General features: G+C 39.8%; 19 protein-coding genes and 1 other annotated feature. Of the genes, 2 read left to right on the forward strand and 17 right to left on the reverse strand.

The window, feature by feature from the left end:
* Positions 1–9 precede the first annotated feature (9 nt).
* Entirely contained in the window at positions 10–453 is a 444-nt protein-coding gene (locus ADH92_RS04140; protein WP_049497318.1) for a GtrA family protein, read from the forward strand.
* Between the two features lie 24 nt (positions 454–477).
* Here the strand turns inward: ADH92_RS04140 and ADH92_RS04145 are convergent, their stop codons facing one another.
* From ADH92_RS04145 to ADH92_RS04215, 15 genes are all read right to left on the reverse strand, one after another.
* The gene (locus ADH92_RS04145) at positions 478–1,185 is read right to left on the reverse strand and encodes a B3/B4 domain-containing protein (protein ID WP_014713165.1); all 708 of its coding nucleotides are present in this window, start codon (positions 1,183–1,185) and stop codon (positions 478–480) included.
* Complete coding sequence (locus ADH92_RS04150) at positions 1,182–1,646, reverse strand: MarR family winged helix-turn-helix transcriptional regulator (RefSeq protein WP_049497321.1); 465 nt, start codon at positions 1,644–1,646, stop codon at positions 1,182–1,184. The genes ADH92_RS04145 and ADH92_RS04150 overlap by 4 nt, the downstream gene beginning before the upstream one ends.
* A gap of 251 nt (positions 1,647–1,897) precedes the next feature.
* Positions 1,898–2,869 (reverse strand): YihY/virulence factor BrkB family protein, encoded by a 972-nt coding sequence (locus ADH92_RS04155; protein ID WP_049497323.1) that lies wholly within the window; start codon positions 2,867–2,869, stop codon positions 1,898–1,900.
* A gap of 83 nt (positions 2,870–2,952) precedes the next feature.
* Positions 2,953–3,813: a methionyl aminopeptidase gene (locus ADH92_RS04160; RefSeq protein WP_003003694.1), complete on the reverse strand. Its 861-nt coding sequence runs from the start codon at positions 3,811–3,813 to the stop codon at positions 2,953–2,955.
* A 20-nt stretch (positions 3,814–3,833) separates the two neighbouring features.
* Positions 3,834–5,111, reverse strand: a complete 1,278-nt coding sequence (gene spxR, locus ADH92_RS04165; RefSeq protein ID WP_021153022.1) for a CBS-HotDog domain-containing transcription factor SpxR — start codon at positions 5,109–5,111, stop codon at positions 3,834–3,836.
* Positions 5,104–5,655 (reverse strand): GNAT family N-acetyltransferase, encoded by a 552-nt coding sequence (locus ADH92_RS04170; RefSeq protein WP_049497325.1) that lies wholly within the window; start codon positions 5,653–5,655, stop codon positions 5,104–5,106. Before ADH92_RS04170 ends, spxR begins: the two co-directional genes overlap by 8 nt.
* A 56-nt stretch (positions 5,656–5,711) precedes the next feature.
* Positions 5,712–6,971 (reverse strand): UDP-N-acetylglucosamine 1-carboxyvinyltransferase, encoded by a 1,260-nt coding sequence (locus tag ADH92_RS04175; protein ID WP_049471988.1) that lies wholly within the window; start codon positions 6,969–6,971, stop codon positions 5,712–5,714.
* A 193-nt stretch (positions 6,972–7,164) separates the two neighbouring features.
* Positions 7,165–8,355 (reverse strand): methionine adenosyltransferase, encoded by a 1,191-nt coding sequence (gene metK / locus ADH92_RS04180; RefSeq protein ID WP_049497327.1) that lies wholly within the window; start codon positions 8,353–8,355, stop codon positions 7,165–7,167.
* A 397-nt stretch (positions 8,356–8,752) separates the two neighbouring features.
* The gene (locus tag ADH92_RS04185) at positions 8,753–9,184 is read right to left on the reverse strand and encodes a hypothetical protein (RefSeq protein ID WP_049471990.1); all 432 of its coding nucleotides are present in this window, start codon (positions 9,182–9,184) and stop codon (positions 8,753–8,755) included.
* Between the two features lie 128 nt (positions 9,185–9,312).
* A complete protein-coding gene (locus ADH92_RS04190; RefSeq protein WP_049490930.1) occupies positions 9,313–9,780 on the reverse strand; it encodes a deoxycytidylate deaminase in 468 nt (155 codons plus the stop codon).
* Between the two features lie 103 nt (positions 9,781–9,883).
* The gene (gene rplT, locus ADH92_RS04195) at positions 9,884–10,243 is read right to left on the reverse strand and encodes a 50S ribosomal protein L20 (RefSeq protein WP_000124830.1); all 360 of its coding nucleotides are present in this window, start codon (positions 10,241–10,243) and stop codon (positions 9,884–9,886) included.
* Positions 10,244–10,292: 49 nt separating this feature from the next.
* Positions 10,293–10,493 (reverse strand): 50S ribosomal protein L35, encoded by a 201-nt coding sequence (rpmI, locus tag ADH92_RS04200; RefSeq protein WP_003003453.1) that lies wholly within the window; start codon positions 10,491–10,493, stop codon positions 10,293–10,295.
* Positions 10,494–10,526: 33 nt separating this feature from the next.
* A complete protein-coding gene (infC, locus tag ADH92_RS04205) occupies positions 10,527–11,057 on the reverse strand; it encodes a translation initiation factor IF-3 (RefSeq protein ID WP_003003721.1) in 531 nt (176 codons plus the stop codon).
* Between the two features lie 16 nt (positions 11,058–11,073).
* Positions 11,074–11,202, reverse strand: a sequence feature (ribosomal protein L20 leader region).
* 23 nt (positions 11,203–11,225) lie between these two features.
* The gene (gene cmk, locus ADH92_RS04210) at positions 11,226–11,906 is read right to left on the reverse strand and encodes a (d)CMP kinase (RefSeq protein ID WP_049471991.1); all 681 of its coding nucleotides are present in this window, start codon (positions 11,904–11,906) and stop codon (positions 11,226–11,228) included.
* A gap of 14 nt (positions 11,907–11,920) precedes the next feature.
* Positions 11,921–12,376: an SAG1386/EF1546 family surface-associated protein gene (locus ADH92_RS04215; protein WP_049497329.1), complete on the reverse strand. Its 456-nt coding sequence runs from the start codon at positions 12,374–12,376 to the stop codon at positions 11,921–11,923.
* Between the two features lie 45 nt (positions 12,377–12,421).
* On the opposite strand from ADH92_RS04215, the gene ADH92_RS04220 reads away from it, so the two are divergent.
* Positions 12,422–12,622 carry a ferredoxin gene (locus ADH92_RS04220; RefSeq protein ID WP_045759303.1) on the forward strand — a complete coding sequence of 67 codons (201 nt, stop codon included), beginning with the start codon at positions 12,422–12,424 and terminating at the stop codon, positions 12,620–12,622.
* Between the two features lie 10 nt (positions 12,623–12,632).
* On the opposite strand, the gene ADH92_RS04225 is transcribed toward ADH92_RS04220, so the two are convergent.
* Positions 12,633–13,109, reverse strand: a complete 477-nt coding sequence (locus ADH92_RS04225; RefSeq protein WP_049497330.1) for an EbsA family protein — start codon at positions 13,107–13,109, stop codon at positions 12,633–12,635.
* 94 nt (positions 13,110–13,203) lie between these two features.
* Positions 13,204–15,708, reverse strand: a complete 2,505-nt coding sequence (locus ADH92_RS04230) for an LTA synthase family protein (RefSeq protein WP_049497332.1) — start codon at positions 15,706–15,708, stop codon at positions 13,204–13,206.
* Between the last annotated feature and the right edge of the window lie 60 nt (positions 15,709–15,768).

The raw sequence follows: 15,768 nt of genomic DNA on the forward strand, positions 1-15,768 counted from the left end.
ACTGAATTTATGAAAACACTAATTAAAAAATTTTTTGATAATGAGATTTTATCCTATCTCTTTTTTGGAGTTGCCACAACCATTGTTTCCGTCGGAACCCGCCTCTTCATCTATCAAGTGTCTCGTGATGAACGATTAGCGACCGCAATTGGAAACATTGCTGGGATCCTCTTTGCCTTTGCGACCAATGATACCATTGTCTTTAAACAAGAAAGAAAGGGCTGGTTTCAGCGCTTGATCCGATTTGCAATTGCGCGCTCTGGGACCTTTATACTGGACATGGCCTTGACTGAGATTTTTGTCAAGCAGTTCCCAGGAATTATCGGGCAATTTGTCCACAATAACAAGAGCCAGATCAATCTGATTGAAACCCTCTTTGCACAAGTGGCCATTGTGGTCCTCAATTACGTCTTTAGTAAACTCTTTGTCTTTAAAAACAAAAACAAAGCTTGAAACGATTGTTTCAAGCTTTATCTTTTAAACTTCTATACTTGCATGCTCTGCACTTAATTGATAGATGGTGCCTTCAACCCCAAAATAATCCTTGGCTAGATCTTTCAATTCCTGCATGGCTGTTTGGGCTCGTTTGGCCTGCTCTTCGTTGATGGCCTCAATCACCAAAATAGCGTCCTTGGTATCTTCTGTTAACATGGTTCTTTGAGCCTCACGCCAATTCAAACAACGGCAAACAGCTCCTTCTTGGTCGTAGTAGATAATCTCCCCTTCCAAAGCTGGAGCATCTTCTTCAGCACCTAATGGAAAGAAAGGTTCGCCTCCTTTCGCTTGGCCTAGAGAGAGTCCACCCACCAATTTATCCATATCTTCTCCCCCACAAGGAAGGGCATAAGCCATAGAAACACTATTGTAAAGATCCACCAAAGGATTAATCGGATAGAATTCACGTCCCTGGTGAACCCGTTTTAAGAGTGCCTCGATTGAAGATCGGGCTCCTTTTTTTGTTTTAAACTTGCTAAAAGCTTGGCGCCACTCTTGAACGAACTCACTCTGGGTATAGTTTTCTTCATCAATAAATTCCCATGCTCTCTTGGTACCCTTGTCCAACAATTCTTTGAAATAAGGATCCTTGGCTTCATCTACTGTATTATCAATACCATACAAGGACATCACTGTAATTCTAGCTGTTGGAAATAAATCCCAAAATGCTTGATCGACTGTCACTTTCATTGCTTTACCTCACTATAATTTCTTTTTTGACCTTTTTTGACTAGCTCCCAATCCAAGGTGATATTCTCACGAACTCGGATGAGATACTCCTCTAACTGTGCGACTTCTTCTTTGGAAAATCCTTTTAAGGCAGTTTCCTCAGAGTAAAGATGCTCCCCTATAATGAAGGGGTAAATCTGCTTACCTTTTTCAGTTAATTCCCATTCCTTGGTTTTGAGGTTTTTACCCCTTGGGCGCTGTTGAATCATTCCTCGTTCTTCTAGTTTTTTTACGGATCGGGCAACAGTTGAGCGATCTACTTTTAAGAGCTCAGAGAGTTCTTCCTGAATCATTCCAGGTTGCTCGGCAATTCGCACTAGGTAGAGGTATTGACCACGCGCCAGATCCAAATCTCGAAATTCAATATTTGCTATAGAATCCAGTGCTCTCGCAATGATGCCAATCTCACGCAAAATACTCATCTCACTCGTCCTTTCCTATTGACAATAGCATAACATGTTTTTGTTGCAAATGCAACAAAATAGATAATAAAAAAAGAGCTGGGACAAAAGTCCTAGCCTCTCAATTATTTTTGGATTGTCGAGCAAGACGCAGTGGTTGAGTGGGCTCTACTACGCTGATTTCATCAGCTTTTACAGCCCTACTCAACTGTGCGGAGGTGGGACAACGAAATCGAATACTAACGAATTACCGATTTCTGTCCCACTCTCACTTATTCCGTTTTATCTTTTTTTATCAAGCGTAAGCGACGCTTTAATTTTTGTGAAACTTCTTTATGCCGAAAGGCTACTTCTTCCGTCTTTAATTTAGAGACAATTTCTCCATTACGCGTTTGGAATTTGGCTTCTCTGGCAAATTGGACACTGGCGTTTAAAATACAACCAATAATCATGATTTTAGCTACCAAGATGAACCAGAACATGATGACCGCTAGGACGACCGATCCGAAGAAACGAGCATCTAAGAAATGACTCACATAACGATCCACATATTTCCAAAAGATATTCAAGATCGCATACAGGACAGCAACAACAAAGGTCGCCCCTGGCAATACATATCTAAATTTTGGAATTTTGACATTTGGAAGAGTGTAATAAAGCAAGACCAGACTGACAAAGAGCAAGAGATAGATGGTCGGCTCTGTCAAATTCAGTAAGCGCACATAAATCGTCCGATCAAATGAAAAGGTCCGATAGAGATAGCGAACGATCATTTTCCCAAACATGGAAAGGATCAGCGAAAGTCCAAACAAACCCTGCAAGGCAAAACTGATCAGAAAGCTAAAGAGTCGCCCCCAGATAATACCACGCTCCTTTTCCACCCCATAACTCTTGTTATAGGCTTTTTGGAGGTAGGCAATGCTCTGAGAGAAGATCCACAAAGCAGAAATAATCGAGAAACTCAGTAAGCCTGTCGAAGGCTTGGTCAATACACTCGAAATCATCTGTGCCACTATTCGATATAAGGAGGCTGGCAAAACTTTCTGTAAGCTCAAAAGAATCTGAGTGGGACGAATATGAAAGTAGGGTAAAATATTGGCTGCAATCAGCATCAATGGAAAAATGGAGATCAGCAAATAATAGGCTACAGCAATGCTGGTGATATCAGACTCTGCGCTCTGATAAAACCGCACGAAGCCCTTTATAAATGGCTGTCCCAGTACTTTTTGTAGGACCTTTTTCATTCGTCACCTCCCCATTTTACTAAAAAAGAGCAAAGAGCGAAACCAGACACTTGCCTTCAGCTCCATTCTTTCCTCTCTATTTTTTAGTATGTTCCTTCTTCACCTTGACTAGTCAAGATCACTGGACCATCTTTTGTAATCACAAATTGATGCTCGTATTGACAAGAAAGGCCACCGTCAAGGGTCTTATGGGCCCAACCAGTTTCCATATCTGTATCAATCTCCCAAGTACCGGTATTAATCATTGGCTCAATCGTCAAGACCATCCCTTCTCGTAAGCGAAGACCGCGTCCAGCACGACCATAATGTGGGACCATTGGTTCTTCATGCATGGTAGGCCCGACACCGTGTCCGACCAAATCACGCACCACGCCATAGCCTTTGCTTTCGGCATACTCTTGAATCGCTGCCCCAATATCTCCCAAGCGATTGCCAACGACCGCTTTCTCAATTCCCTTATAGAGACATTCTTTGGTCACGTCCATCAAATCTTTGACTTCTTGCGAAACATTTCCAACCGCATAAGCCCAGCAAGAATCCGCCAAGCCACCACTATAAGACTCAGTATATTTCTTGACTTGCGCTACATTATCAAAATCTAATTTCGATACATCTAGAACAGATTTATCCAGCGGTTCTGACAAGACCATGTCTACCTTGAGGAGATCCCCATCTTTGAGAATGACATGACGTGGAAAAGCATGGGCTACTTCGTCATTCAAACCACAGCAAGTCGCATAAGGATAGTCCATGAGACTGCCTTCTACACCAATCTGAAGTGGTAAGACGTTGGCTTCTTTACAGCGACGGCGGACATATTCTTCTACTTCCCAAAGATCAAGCCCTGGCTTGATCAAGTCACGCAATCCAATATGGATGCTGGCAAGGAAATCTCCTGCACGATCCATGGCTTCAATTTCACGTTGTGATTTTAATGTAATCATTGTCTCCTCATTTCTTTTGTTTAATTAATCTTAATCGTAATGGTTGCTTTCGCGACCAGCTGCAGATCTAGATACAAGCTAAAATCAACCAAGGCAGAGCGTCTGGTTCGCCGAACAAGTTGTGGTTCAATGCGGATCACATCATCCACCTGCACAGCTTGTAAAAAATTGATGATCAGCTGTTCTACGATCAGGCTACGCCCACTGTGTTGCATCATTTTGCGAACAACCTTCATCAGCACTTCGATCATGACCCCATTGGCCAAAACACCGCTTTTCTCCAGCATACTTGGCTCCACTGTGAATTGGTAATGGTCGTTCTCTGTTTGAATCTTTTGACCAATTTGCTCACTAAAGGTTGGTAAGCTCGAAAACTGCACCTTGCTAATCCGATCCATGACATCCCGACGCGTAATAACACCCAGCAAGGTCTGGTTATTACGAACAACAGGAATCATTTCATAATCTTCAGCGATCATCCGTTGGCTAATCGTCGCAATGCTGGTGGACAAATTAGTGGTAAAAATGGTCCGTGACATCACCTTATCAAGAGTCGTCTGAGGTGCCTTATCTCCAGCATCTCTCATAGTTACGACGCCCACTACCATCTGGTGCTGATTGACAACTGGAAAACGACTAAAGCGATTCTTTCGAACCAAATCTAAATAATCCCGGACCGTATCCGTCTCAGAAAGATAGCCGTACTCATGGAAGGGCCGATAGACCTGTTCTACTGTCAAGATATCCGTCTTGATCTGCATGTTAGACAAGGCCTTATTGATCATGGTTGCGACGGTATAGGTATCGTGTGAAGTTCGGATGACTGGGATTTGCACCTGATTGGCCAGATCAATCACATCCTCACTCACTTCAAAGCCACCCGTCACTAAGACCGCATTGTCATGCTTAAGAGCCAATCGTTGGATGCTGGTGCGGTCTCCCACGATCAAAAGGCCTCCTTCAGACACATAGTCTAGGACGTGCTTCTCCGTCATAGCACCGATGTAAAATTTATTAAATTCTTTTTCGAGACCTTCCTCACCTGCTAATATTTCAGAGCCGGTGATTTCTAAAATTTCCCTATACGTCAAATGCTCTAGTACAGCCTTTTGCGATTTGACACGGATGGTTCCGCTTCTAGGACGCGTTTCCACAATTCCTTGATTTTCAGCTTCTTTAATGGCACGATAGGCCGTCCCATCACTAACATTCAGAAAATTGGAGATACTGCGGACACTGACCCGTTTTCCAATTGGTAATTTTTCGAGATAGTCTAAAATCTCTTGGTGTTTACTCATAGAAGTCCCCTCTACCTAGGCGGAAATCATAATAATCGCGCATTTTACGCGTATAGCGGTCACTCCCTTTGAATTGACGAAAGAGACGAAATCCAGCCTTTAAAGCGACCTTTTGACTCCCTGCATTTTCAACATGGGTGACAATCTTAAGCTCCTTTAGTTGAAATTTCTCAAACGATAGATAGACCAACTCTTTGACCGCTTCTGTCATCAGGCCCTTTCCCCAAAAATCTTTGTGTAAAAAGTAGCCTAACTCAGCCTCACCCTTAATTTCATCCAACTTTTCAAACTTGATGGAGCCGATCATCCGATTGGTTTCCTTATCACAGATCGCCCAAACCCCCAATGGATTTTTCATGAAATAGTTGGCTAGTACATATTGAGTTTCAGCAAGATCGGCTTGTGCAGGAAAGATAAATTGTAGGTTATCAGGATTCGAAGCAATCTTATAAAAATCTTCCGCATCCTCAAAGAGAAAAGGTCGTAAATACAACCTTTGTGTTTCAATTAGTGAATAGGCAGCTAAGTGCGTCCAAATATTCATTTCAAACTCCATTGTTCGTGTATCCAGCCGCCACTATCAGATCCCTAGTTCTGTCACTATTCCTCTACCAACTGGATGTCTGCTCCAAGTTGGGTCAATTTATGAATAATATCTGAATACCCGCGAAGGATGTATTCCACATTTGTAATTTCTGTTGTTCCAGAAGCCATGAGACCGGCGATCACTAAAGCCGCACCAGCTCGGAGATCCGTTGCTTTCACACTGGATCCTGTCAATTGATTTGGCCCTTCATAGATAATGTGGTCGTTCAAGGTCGAAATGGTGGCCCCCATTTTGGCCAATTCCGGTACATGGTTGACCCGTTTTTCATAAATTGTATCAACAATGCGCCCACGTCCTGCAGCCGTTAAGAGCAAAGGTGTGATCGGTTGTTGCAAATCAGTCGCAAAACCAGGATAAGGAGACGTTTTGATCTGGATCGCCTTCAAGCCTGTTTGCTTTTCTACAAAGATGCTATCTTCAGAAATGGTCATGCGCACACCCATTTCCTCTAACTTAGCAATATAGCTCTCTAAATGCTCATACAGGACATTATTGATCTGAATACCTTCCCCAATAGCAGCTGCAAGGGCAATATAGGTTCCAGCTTCGATGCGATCTGGAATCACCTGATGTCTCGTTCCATGCAATTGTGGAACACCATCAATGATAATAATATCTGTTCCTGCTCCACGAATATGAGCTCCCATGTTGTTGAGCAAGGTCACCACATCGATAATCTCAGGTTCCCGAGCCGCATTTTCGATCACTGTCCGACCTTCAGCCTTGACTGCTGCTAAAATCGTATTGATCGTTGCACCAACACTAACAGTATCCATGTAGATGTTAGCTCCTTGAAGAGGCTTGCCATCAGTCGCAAGTTTCATACTAGAGCCATCCATGGTCATAGCGGCTCCCATCGCTTCAAAGGCCTTCAAATGCAAATCGATCGGACGTGGGCCAAGATCACACCCACCAGGTAGTCCAACAGTTGCTTGACCATAGCGTCCTAGTAAACTGCCATAGAAATAATAGGAAGCTCGCAGACTGTTGATCTTTCCAAATGGCATGGGCATATTCTTCACCCCACGAGGATCAATGATCAAACTGTCTTCTTTGCGCTCGATCTTAGCCCCCATGATGGTCATGATTTCAATCAGGCTCGCCACGTCGGAGATATCCGGTACCCCATCAAGGGTCACAATATCATCCGCCAGAATGGTCGCCGGAATCAAGGCTACTACACTATTTTTTGCACCACTAATGGTCACCTCTCCTTTTAGAGGGCGACCACCATTTATTACAATTTTTTTCATCTTAATAATTTATTAGCTCTTTCAAGTCTTTTTCCTTTTACTATCGTTTTTTTGTAACGGAAATAAAAGGGACAACGTATTCAAAATACTGCATCTATTATACCACAGATCGACCTATTTTTCCATCTGTAGGAATTTTCAAAACGAAAAAAAGCTAGGATCAACTTGACCCTAACTTTTCCATTTCAACGAATTATTTTACAGCTTCTTTCAAGGCTTCTACCTTGTCCAAACGTTCCCATGGAAGGTCAATATCTGTCCGTCCCATATGGCCATAAGCCGCTGTTTGACGATAGATTGGACGTTTCAAATCCAACATTTGAATAATCCCTGCAGGACGAAGATCAAAGATCTCACGTGCTGCTTTTTCAAGCTTACTTTCAGCGACTGTTCCAGTACCAAAAGTATCGATCCGAACAGAGACAGGTTGAGCTACCCCAATGGCATAAGCCAATTGCACTTCTGCTTTCTTAGCAAGACCTGCTGCCACGATATTCTTGGCAATGTAACGAGCTGCATAAGAAGCAGAACGGTCTACCTTAGTGGCATCTTTACCAGAAAAGGCACCACCACCGTGACGTGAATAACCACCATAGGTATCCACAATGATCTTGCGACCTGTCAAACCTGAGTCCCCTTGAGGCCCACCGATAACGAAGCGACCAGTTGGGTTGATGAAGAATTTAGTCTCCTCATCTAGGTAAGAAGCTGGAATCACTTCTTTGATGACCTTGTTAATCACATCTTCGTGGATTTGTTCATTGCTGACATCTGGATCGTGTTGAGTTGAAATAACAACCGTATCCACGCGTACTGGGCGGTCGTTTTCATCGTACTCAACAGTAACTTGTGACTTGGCATCTGGACGAAGATAGCTGATTTCCCCAGACTTACGAAGCTCTGCCAAACGACGAACTAATTTGTGGCTGAGTGAAATTGGCAATGGCATGAGTTCTTCTGTTTCATCCACCGCAAAACCAAACATGAGACCTTGGTCTCCTGCTCCGATCAAATCAAGTGGATCTTGATCTGCATTCCCACGAACTTCCAAGGCTTCATTAACCCCTTGGGCAATATCAGGAGATTGTTCCACCAAAGATGGGTGTACTCCTACAGTCTCAGCAGAGAATCCATATTCCGTATTGGTATAACCAATTTCTGCAATGGTATCACGAACCACACGGTTAATATCCACATAAGCAGTCGTTGAAATCTCACCAAAGACATGCACGGAACCAGTATAAACAGCTGTTTCGGCAGCTACGTGAGCTTCTGGATCTTGCTCTAAAATAGCATCTAAAATAGCATCTGAAATTTGGTCTGCAATCTTATCTGGATGCCCCTCAGATACTGATTCAGACGTGAAAAGTTTACGTTCTGACATAAAAATGTCCCCCCTTAAAAAATATTGTTATAGAGTTACAAAGTACTGATAGATAGACTATCACCTTATCGGGACCATATAACACTTCATTATAACACATTACATATGATATGGAAAATGATTTTTCAAAAAGCCCATTAAATCAGCTTTTTCGTTCTATGCACTACCCAGTTAAACTGACTTAAACAGTCCTCAAAGTTCCTAAAAAGTTCACAAAAAATACCCCGTAGGGTATCTATCAATTGACGAGTTCAGCAGGCAAGATCTAGCACCCTCACACGGTGCTTTTTTTATCTTCAAAAATGGTAGGCGTCCGTGTACCAATGGGTGATCGATGACCTACCACCTACTTAAATGATAACAGTTCTTTAAAAATTTTCAACCCTATCTACTTTAATCAGTCTCCATTTTTAAACAACACAGTTCCAATCAATACCAGCACTCCTACCACAAGCGGTGGTATATGATTAATCACCCAATCCGGATCACCCGCAGCAATAAATGAAAAAACATAAATAGCTGCTGCTATATAAAGAGTTGTTTTATTGCCCTTTGCTTTTCCATTCCACAAGAGGATAGTCGCTATAAAAAAGCAAATAATATGGACACCCAAGAAATACAAAAAAGCAATAGCCCATGCTCCTAATGCAAAGACAGCTAATAAAAGTAAAACTAGATAAACAATGGCTAAAAACAGAGCAATAGAAAGTATTACAGAATTTCCAACTCTCTTCTCTGGCTTCATTTCATTGTTAGGAAGAAGACTTTCATCTGAAACAAATTCCTCTTTTTCTTTATCTACTTCAGGATTTTTCTGTTGATCTGTCATAACTCTCACCTAAGCTTTATATTATTTTTCATGCTCTCTTTAAGACTATTATACAAAATTTCACTACTACTTCCACCATATTCATACGTTTCATTCATGATACTTTTAAAATAGACTGGAAGCCTTCATTAAATAAAATCAGCCTCTGCAATAGCTCTTTTCACTTCTTCAATTGGTAAATTGACCAATTCTACTTCTTTTTCACGGTAAAGATACTCGGCATATTCATCAATTCGATACTGATGAATGTATACCACTCTCTTGCAACCGACTTGAAGCAATTGCTTGGTACAATTGAGACAAGGAAAATGCGTCACATAAGCTGTAAACCCTTTTGGAATTCCCCGTTCAGCTCCTTGTAAAATCGCATTGACTTCCGCATGAATCGTCCGGACACAGTGTCCCTCGACCATGAGACAGCCATCCTCTAAACAGTGATCTGTCCCAGAAACGGATCCATTATAACCTGTTGCAATGACCTTATTATCCTTAACCAGAACAGCCCCAACCTTAGCTCGATTACAAGTCGCTCGATTCGAAATCAGTAAGGCCTGTGCTGCAAAATATTCATCCCATGCTAGTCGATTATGTGTCACCTTTAGGTCCTCCATCTAATATGATTTCTCCTATAATTGATTTCATTATAGCATGAAATCAGCAAGAAAAAAAGACTGAGGAAAACTCCTCAGCCTTATAAAATTATTTACCAAGTTTTGCTTTAGCTGCATCTGCAAGAGCTGTGAAAGCTGCTGCATCGTTAACAGCCAAATCAGCAAGCATTTTACGGTTCACTTCGATCTCAGCCAATTTCAAACCATGCATCAATTGTGAGTATGAAAGTCCGTTCAAACGAGCTGCCGCATTGATACGTGTGATCCACAATTTACGGAAATCACGTTTCTTTTGACGACGGTCACGGTATGCATAGTAGTAAGAGTTCATTACTTGTTCTTTTGCAGTACGGAACAAGATATGTTTAGCTCCATAGTAACCTTTAGCTAATTTAAGAATACGTTTACGACGTTTGCGTGATACAACGCCACCTTTAACACGTGCCATTTATATTTCCTCCAATATTTCCTAGAATTCTTTACTTACGAATACGCGATTATTTCAAGCGAGTAAGCATTGCTTTGATACGTTTGAAATCTCCTGCATGCACCATAGATGCTTTACGAAGATGACGACGTTGTTTCTTAGTTTTTCCGTGGAAACGGTGAGAAGTGTAAGCACGGAAACGTTTAAGTCCACCAGAACCTGTACGTTTGAAACGTTTAGCTGATGCGCGGTGTGTTTTTTGTTTTGGCATGATATTTTCTCCTTTTTTTAACTTTCTGACAGATTATTTCTTGTCAGTTGCTGGCGCCAATTGCATGAACATTTGACGTCCATCCATCTTAGCTCGTTGTTCGATGATCGCCACATCTTGTGTTGCTTCAGCGAAGTCGGCTAAAACTTTAGCACCAATCTCTTTGTGGGTAATCATACGACCCTTAAAGCGAATGGATACCTTCACTTTATTTCCTTTTTCAAGGAATTTGCGAGCATTGCGAAGTTTTGTATCGAAATCACCCTTATCAATCACTGGGCTCAAACGAACTTCTTTCACGGTCACAACGCTTTGTTTTTTGCGTTGTTCTTTTTGCTTCTTCTGGTACTCAAATTTGAACTTACCGTAGTCCATAATTTTCGCAACAGGAGGTTTAGCTTGAGGTTGAATGAGAACCAAGTCAACATTAGCGTCGTCCGCAAGTGCTTGCGCTTCGCTAAGTGGTTTGATACCCAATTGCTCACCTTCAAGACCGATTAAGCGAACTTCACGTACACGAATTTCATCATTGATGAATAAGTCTTGCTTTGCTATGGTTTTCACCTCTTTTTTATTATTCGAGAAAAACAAAGAACGGACCTACAAAACAGGCCCGAACTACATGATGTATTTCATTACTGAAACTTGATCCGTAGGGGCCAGGCAACTTGCGTCACAAGGCGAGAAGTTCTCACTTCTGCTTTTCTCAACTTTTATATGATATCAAGTTTTTTATTCTTTGTCAAGAAGTTTTTTTGCTTTTTCTTCAATAAAGGCCACAACTTCTGCAATGCCAACACCCGTTGTGTCAAAATGAATGGCATCTGCTGCAGGTTTCAAAGGAGACACAGCACGGTGGCTGTCCTTATAGTCCCGCTCAGCGATTTCTTTTTTTAACAATTCAAGATCCGCTGTGATGCCCTTTTCAACATTTTCCTTGAAGCGACGTTCTGCCCGCTCCTCAACAGAAGCGACCAAAAAGATCTTCAACTCTGCATGTGGCAAGACAACAGTCCCAATATCGCGACCGTCCATGACGATTCCACCCTTCTCTGCAATCTCTTGCTGAAGAGCCACCAACTTTTCACGGATAGGCGCAAGCGCTGCGACCCACGAAACATTATTGGTCACTTGGTTATCACGAATTGGATGGGTAATATCCACGTCTGCTACAAAGACAAGCTGCTCTCCTTCTTCCGAACGACCAAAACTAATTGGATATTGATCTAAAAGGGCTAACAAGTCATCTACCTGTTCGGCTGTCAGATTATTTTGCAAAGCTAGGTAAGTCGCTGCACGATACATAGCCCCCGTATCTAGATACGTATAGTCTAGATCCTTGGCAATGATCTTTGCAACCGTGGATTTTCCACTAGAAGCCGGTCCATCAATGGCAATTTGAATTTGTTTCATGCTGTCCTCAACTCCTACTGAATCTTAACGACATCACCAGGATTCGCATACCATGATCCTGTAGACATATGAGAAGGATTTAACTGTTCCAATTGGGCAATGGAAATACCCGCACGCGCAGCAATCGCCGCTTCCCCTTCACCTGCTTGAACAGTGATCGTACCTTCTTTAGAGTTCTCATCTTTTGAACCATCGTCTTTAGCCGCTTGGTCAGTTTGTGCTGCAGGAGCCGATGTTTTCTGTTCAACCTTAGTCTCACCATTGTAGAAACCAGACATTTGTTTTGATTTATTGCTGCCACCTGTTGATAGGAAAATCAACAAGCAGACCATCGCCACTACTACTACAAAGAAAATAATGGCTAAAATCGTCAACAGACGATCTGCCTTTATTCCATTTAACTTACTCGTTCTTTTCAATGTTTCTTCTCCATCATCGTAAATATCTTCTTCCCATGGTTCTTTTGCCATGACTTCCTCCTTGTTTTTTCTCGTAAAAATCATTACAATAGAAGTATGAAAGTTACGTTAATTCCAGATCGTTGCATCGCTTGCGGTCTCTGTCAGACCTATTCTGAAATTTTTGATTACCATGACAATGGCATCGTTAAATTTGCTGCTGAAGACGACGACCTCCTTGAAAAGGAAGTTCCTGTCACAAACGATGTTCTCGAGGCTATTAAAGAATGCCCCACTCATGCTCTCTTAAAAGATTAAGAGGGCTTTTTTATTTATCTGCATAATACATCTCGTAATAATCCACATGGATGAAGTTGTCCGTCAAGACCACTTCACCTTTGAAAGATGAATTTAAGGCAAGTGCATTGATAAAGTATTTTTTCGGCCATTTGCGCATACAGAATGTCCGACTGCGCGAACCATCATTAAAAATGAGCTTGATCGACTTCTTATTTACTTCGACCTTTTCGATCGAGTCAATCTTCACCTTGATTGGAGTAAAAGGATTGGCAGTAATAATCCGCAAGATCCCATCCTCATAAATCGTGAAGTACCGATGGACCCCAATCGCGAGCAAGGCCATAAATAAAAAGAAAGAAAACAAAACTAGCGTTGGCACACTAGAGCTCTCATACATCAAGGCCAGTCCAATAAAGACCGGAATCACTGCAATGGACCAATAAGTCACAAGAACGGATAAGTCCGGTTGCCAATGATAATGGACCTTTCCAAATATCTTAATCATGAGCGTACCCCCATCTAATAGTTTAGCATAAAAAACAAAAAAAAGGGAGCCAGACAGCCAAAATCACAAAGATTTTTACCTGCTAGCTCTCCTTTTAATTGGATTTGTTGGTTGGGACTTTAAAGAAGTCTTTAGAAAGGTAACCTTTCCCACTAATCAGGTCGTATTCAACCATTTTCAAATCCTCTGCAATCTCTTGTGCTTCCCCTTCTAAGGCCTTTTTATCGACACTTGCTTTTTTCAATACTTCCGTCAACAAAGCATAGTAAGGTGAAACTTTTGAATTGGTCTGTTCAAAGACCATAGCAGAGAAATCACTTGAATTGACCAAAGGATAATTCAATTTCGGTGCATCAAAATTACTCCAAATAAAGTAGTCTGTCTGATACTGACTCTCCGGATTATTCTTAAAGGCCGACTCAGGATAGAGACCTGGTAAGTGATCCCCATAGAATACCACTGTAATTTTCTTATCTATTTTAGAAAGACTTTCCAGGAAGGATTGGGTGGCGGTGTCGGTTTGTGAAAGCATTCTCACATACGATGATAAAGATTTGTTTTGTCCATCCGAAAATCCTGGATAACTCGCACTCATATCTATAGGATTCAGTTCCGTCCACGGAGTATGGTTCTGCATTGTAATCACAGAGAAAAATTGACTATTCTTATTTAGATTTTCTTCAATTAAATGATAAGTTGAATCATCACTATAATTCCCACCAACATTATATCCTTTATTTCCTTTGTTTCCATAATGTATAAATTTATTAAATTTTAAATTCCCATATATTACATTTCTTGAATAATTACTAGGACTTGCAATATGAATAACATCCCGATTCTTAGGTTCAAAATAATTACTTATAGATGGAAAATATTTCATATTAGGTGCTACTTGAGTATATAGAATAGAAATGCTCGGAGAAAGGTTGTACATTGGCAATCCTGTTAACGTTTGAAATTCCATATTAGCAGTCCCACCTCCATACCCATCAGATTTCATCAATCCACTAGTTGTTCTGCTCTTGATTCCTTGAATTTTAGGAATTGGATTTGATGAAACTTGAACTTTTTCTATTCTTGATGGATCTGAAAAACTTTCACTTAATACATAAATTACAGTTTGTTCATTGATGAATTGATTTCGATATTTATTTATTTCTTCTGATTTTAAATGGTACTTTTCTTCAATCTTTTTAATAGAAGTTTTACTGTACTTTTCAGGTTTATGCATAATATCGGATGTCATCTGAGAAAACCATACATAGCTATTTGATTTCATTTGCGCATTAACTGTATTTCCAAACCATGCAATATCATACCGATTATTTAAGTTTGCTAATACTGGAATATGTTCACTCATTTTACCATCTTGCCTATTTTTAAAGGAATAGTAGACAGTAGTAAAGAAAAATAGAATAAAAAGAATTGTTACAAATCTAACCAGTTGTGCTTTAAATATTTTACCATAAAGAATTATATCTTTAAAAAACCAATAAATAAATGAAAAGAAAACTATTAATACAAAAACATATAAATAAGAACTTGATCCAACAAATCCTAAAAGCGATCCTGGATTTTTCAACCAACTTAAATCACTTGGTAACAATGGTTCTTGGCGGAACTGATATTTTAAATAACTTGAAATTGAAATTCCAATAATAAGCAATACATTTATGATGGTAGTCAACAGATACTCGTTGATAATAGAGTAAAGAAACAAAAACACAGCAAAAAAAATGCTAATTTGAAACAGTGTAGCCCCCGGAAAAATATGTTTTTCCATTACGATTACATCTGTTCGTATACTATATTGAAGAAAATAATTTAATAGTATAGAAAAAACAACACTCGTAAGAACCACCAAGCCAAATCCCGGTTTATTATTTTCTAATTCATTTATCCCTTTTACAATATAACAAGAAATAAAGAAAAAAATGATAACCAAAGTTAAAATCAGTTTATCTAGTTCTATTAAAGTAGGAGTCGTGAGTTTTATAATATTATTTTCAAGAAATTGAGTAATGAAATTACTCCCCATTACCGCGTTAAAAAATTTACTATCAGTAAAACAAAAAGCTGTTAAAGAAAATGCATAGAAAATAGATGTATATATTTCTCGATCATTCGAAATTGGAATTAGATATTTTTCAAAAAATGGGAAAAATACAGAAATCAAATAATGATAGACAAAAGCAAATATAAAAATTAAAGCAATATAAAATATGAAATCTGTTTGAAGAAAAGAGGATTGCAAGCTCTTAAAAAAATTAAACTGTTTTTCATTTACTCTTAGACTAGCATCAAGTATATATGAAAATAATAAATACAATACATAGATCACTCCAAATTTAATAAAAAATTTCTTACTCCAAATTTTTGATAATATCATTCCCAAATAGATACTAGAAATACCGATTAATAATATTGAACTATTAAAATAAGGAACCTCTTGCATACGATAATGTGACTTGACTGTAAACTGCATATTAATAACATTTAAAATTAATAATGCAAACGCAAGAGAGAATAGAATAATTTTTAAAATACGTTTTTTAAGATAGTTATTATAAAAGCTATAAATCTTCTTTAAATCCATTATCCTTTTCTTCCTATTGTTCTTTTAATTTTGTTTCGCACTTTTTTTAATAAAGTGTAT

It is taken from the genome of Streptococcus parasanguinis (genome assembly GCF_001073155.1).
In the GTDB taxonomy this organism is placed as follows: Bacteria; Bacillota; Bacilli; order Lactobacillales; family Streptococcaceae; genus Streptococcus; species Streptococcus parasanguinis_D.

What these genes read in the sequence shown, in the direction of transcription:
- ADH92_RS04170 (WP_049497325.1), bottom strand. Translation starts at nt 5,655, where the DNA reads ATGAATATTTGGACGCACTTAGCTGCCTATTCACTAATTGAAACACAA.
- ADH92_RS04160 (WP_003003694.1), bottom strand. Translation starts at nt 3,813, where the DNA reads ATGATTACATTAAAATCACAACGTGAAATTGAAGCCATGGATCGTGCA.
- ADH92_RS04155 (WP_049497323.1), bottom strand. Translation starts at nt 2,869, where the DNA reads ATGAAAAAGGTCCTACAAAAAGTACTGGGACAGCCATTTATAAAGGGC.
- ADH92_RS04185 (WP_049471990.1), bottom strand. Translation starts at nt 9,184, where the DNA reads ATGACAGATCAACAGAAAAATCCTGAAGTAGATAAAGAAAAAGAGGAA.
- ADH92_RS04220 (WP_045759303.1), top strand. Translation starts at nt 12,422, where the DNA reads ATGAAAGTTACGTTAATTCCAGATCGTTGCATCGCTTGCGGTCTCTGT.
- ADH92_RS04230 (WP_049497332.1), bottom strand. Translation starts at nt 15,708, where the DNA reads ATGGATTTAAAGAAGATTTATAGCTTTTATAATAACTATCTTAAAAAA.
- rplT (WP_000124830.1), bottom strand. Translation starts at nt 10,243, where the DNA reads ATGGCACGTGTTAAAGGTGGCGTTGTATCACGCAAACGTCGTAAACGT.
- rpmI (WP_003003453.1), bottom strand. Translation starts at nt 10,493, where the DNA reads ATGCCAAAACAAAAAACACACCGCGCATCAGCTAAACGTTTCAAACGT.
- ADH92_RS04175 (WP_049471988.1), bottom strand. Translation starts at nt 6,971, where the DNA reads ATGAAAAAAATTGTAATAAATGGTGGTCGCCCTCTAAAAGGAGAGGTG.
- ADH92_RS04140 (WP_049497318.1), top strand. Translation starts at nt 10, where the DNA reads ATGAAAACACTAATTAAAAAATTTTTTGATAATGAGATTTTATCCTAT.
- ADH92_RS04215 (WP_049497329.1), bottom strand. Translation starts at nt 12,376, where the DNA reads ATGGCAAAAGAACCATGGGAAGAAGATATTTACGATGATGGAGAAGAA.
- cmk (WP_049471991.1), bottom strand. Translation starts at nt 11,906, where the DNA reads ATGAAACAAATTCAAATTGCCATTGATGGACCGGCTTCTAGTGGAAAA.
- metK (WP_049497327.1), bottom strand. Translation starts at nt 8,355, where the DNA reads ATGTCAGAACGTAAACTTTTCACGTCTGAATCAGTATCTGAGGGGCAT.
- ADH92_RS04150 (WP_049497321.1), bottom strand. Translation starts at nt 1,646, where the DNA reads ATGAGTATTTTGCGTGAGATTGGCATCATTGCGAGAGCACTGGATTCT.
- ADH92_RS04225 (WP_049497330.1), bottom strand. Translation starts at nt 13,109, where the DNA reads ATGATTAAGATATTTGGAAAGGTCCATTATCATTGGCAACCGGACTTA.
- spxR (WP_021153022.1), bottom strand. Translation starts at nt 5,111, where the DNA reads ATGAGTAAACACCAAGAGATTTTAGACTATCTCGAAAAATTACCAATT.
- ADH92_RS04145 (WP_014713165.1), bottom strand. Translation starts at nt 1,185, where the DNA reads ATGAAAGTGACAGTCGATCAAGCATTTTGGGATTTATTTCCAACAGCT.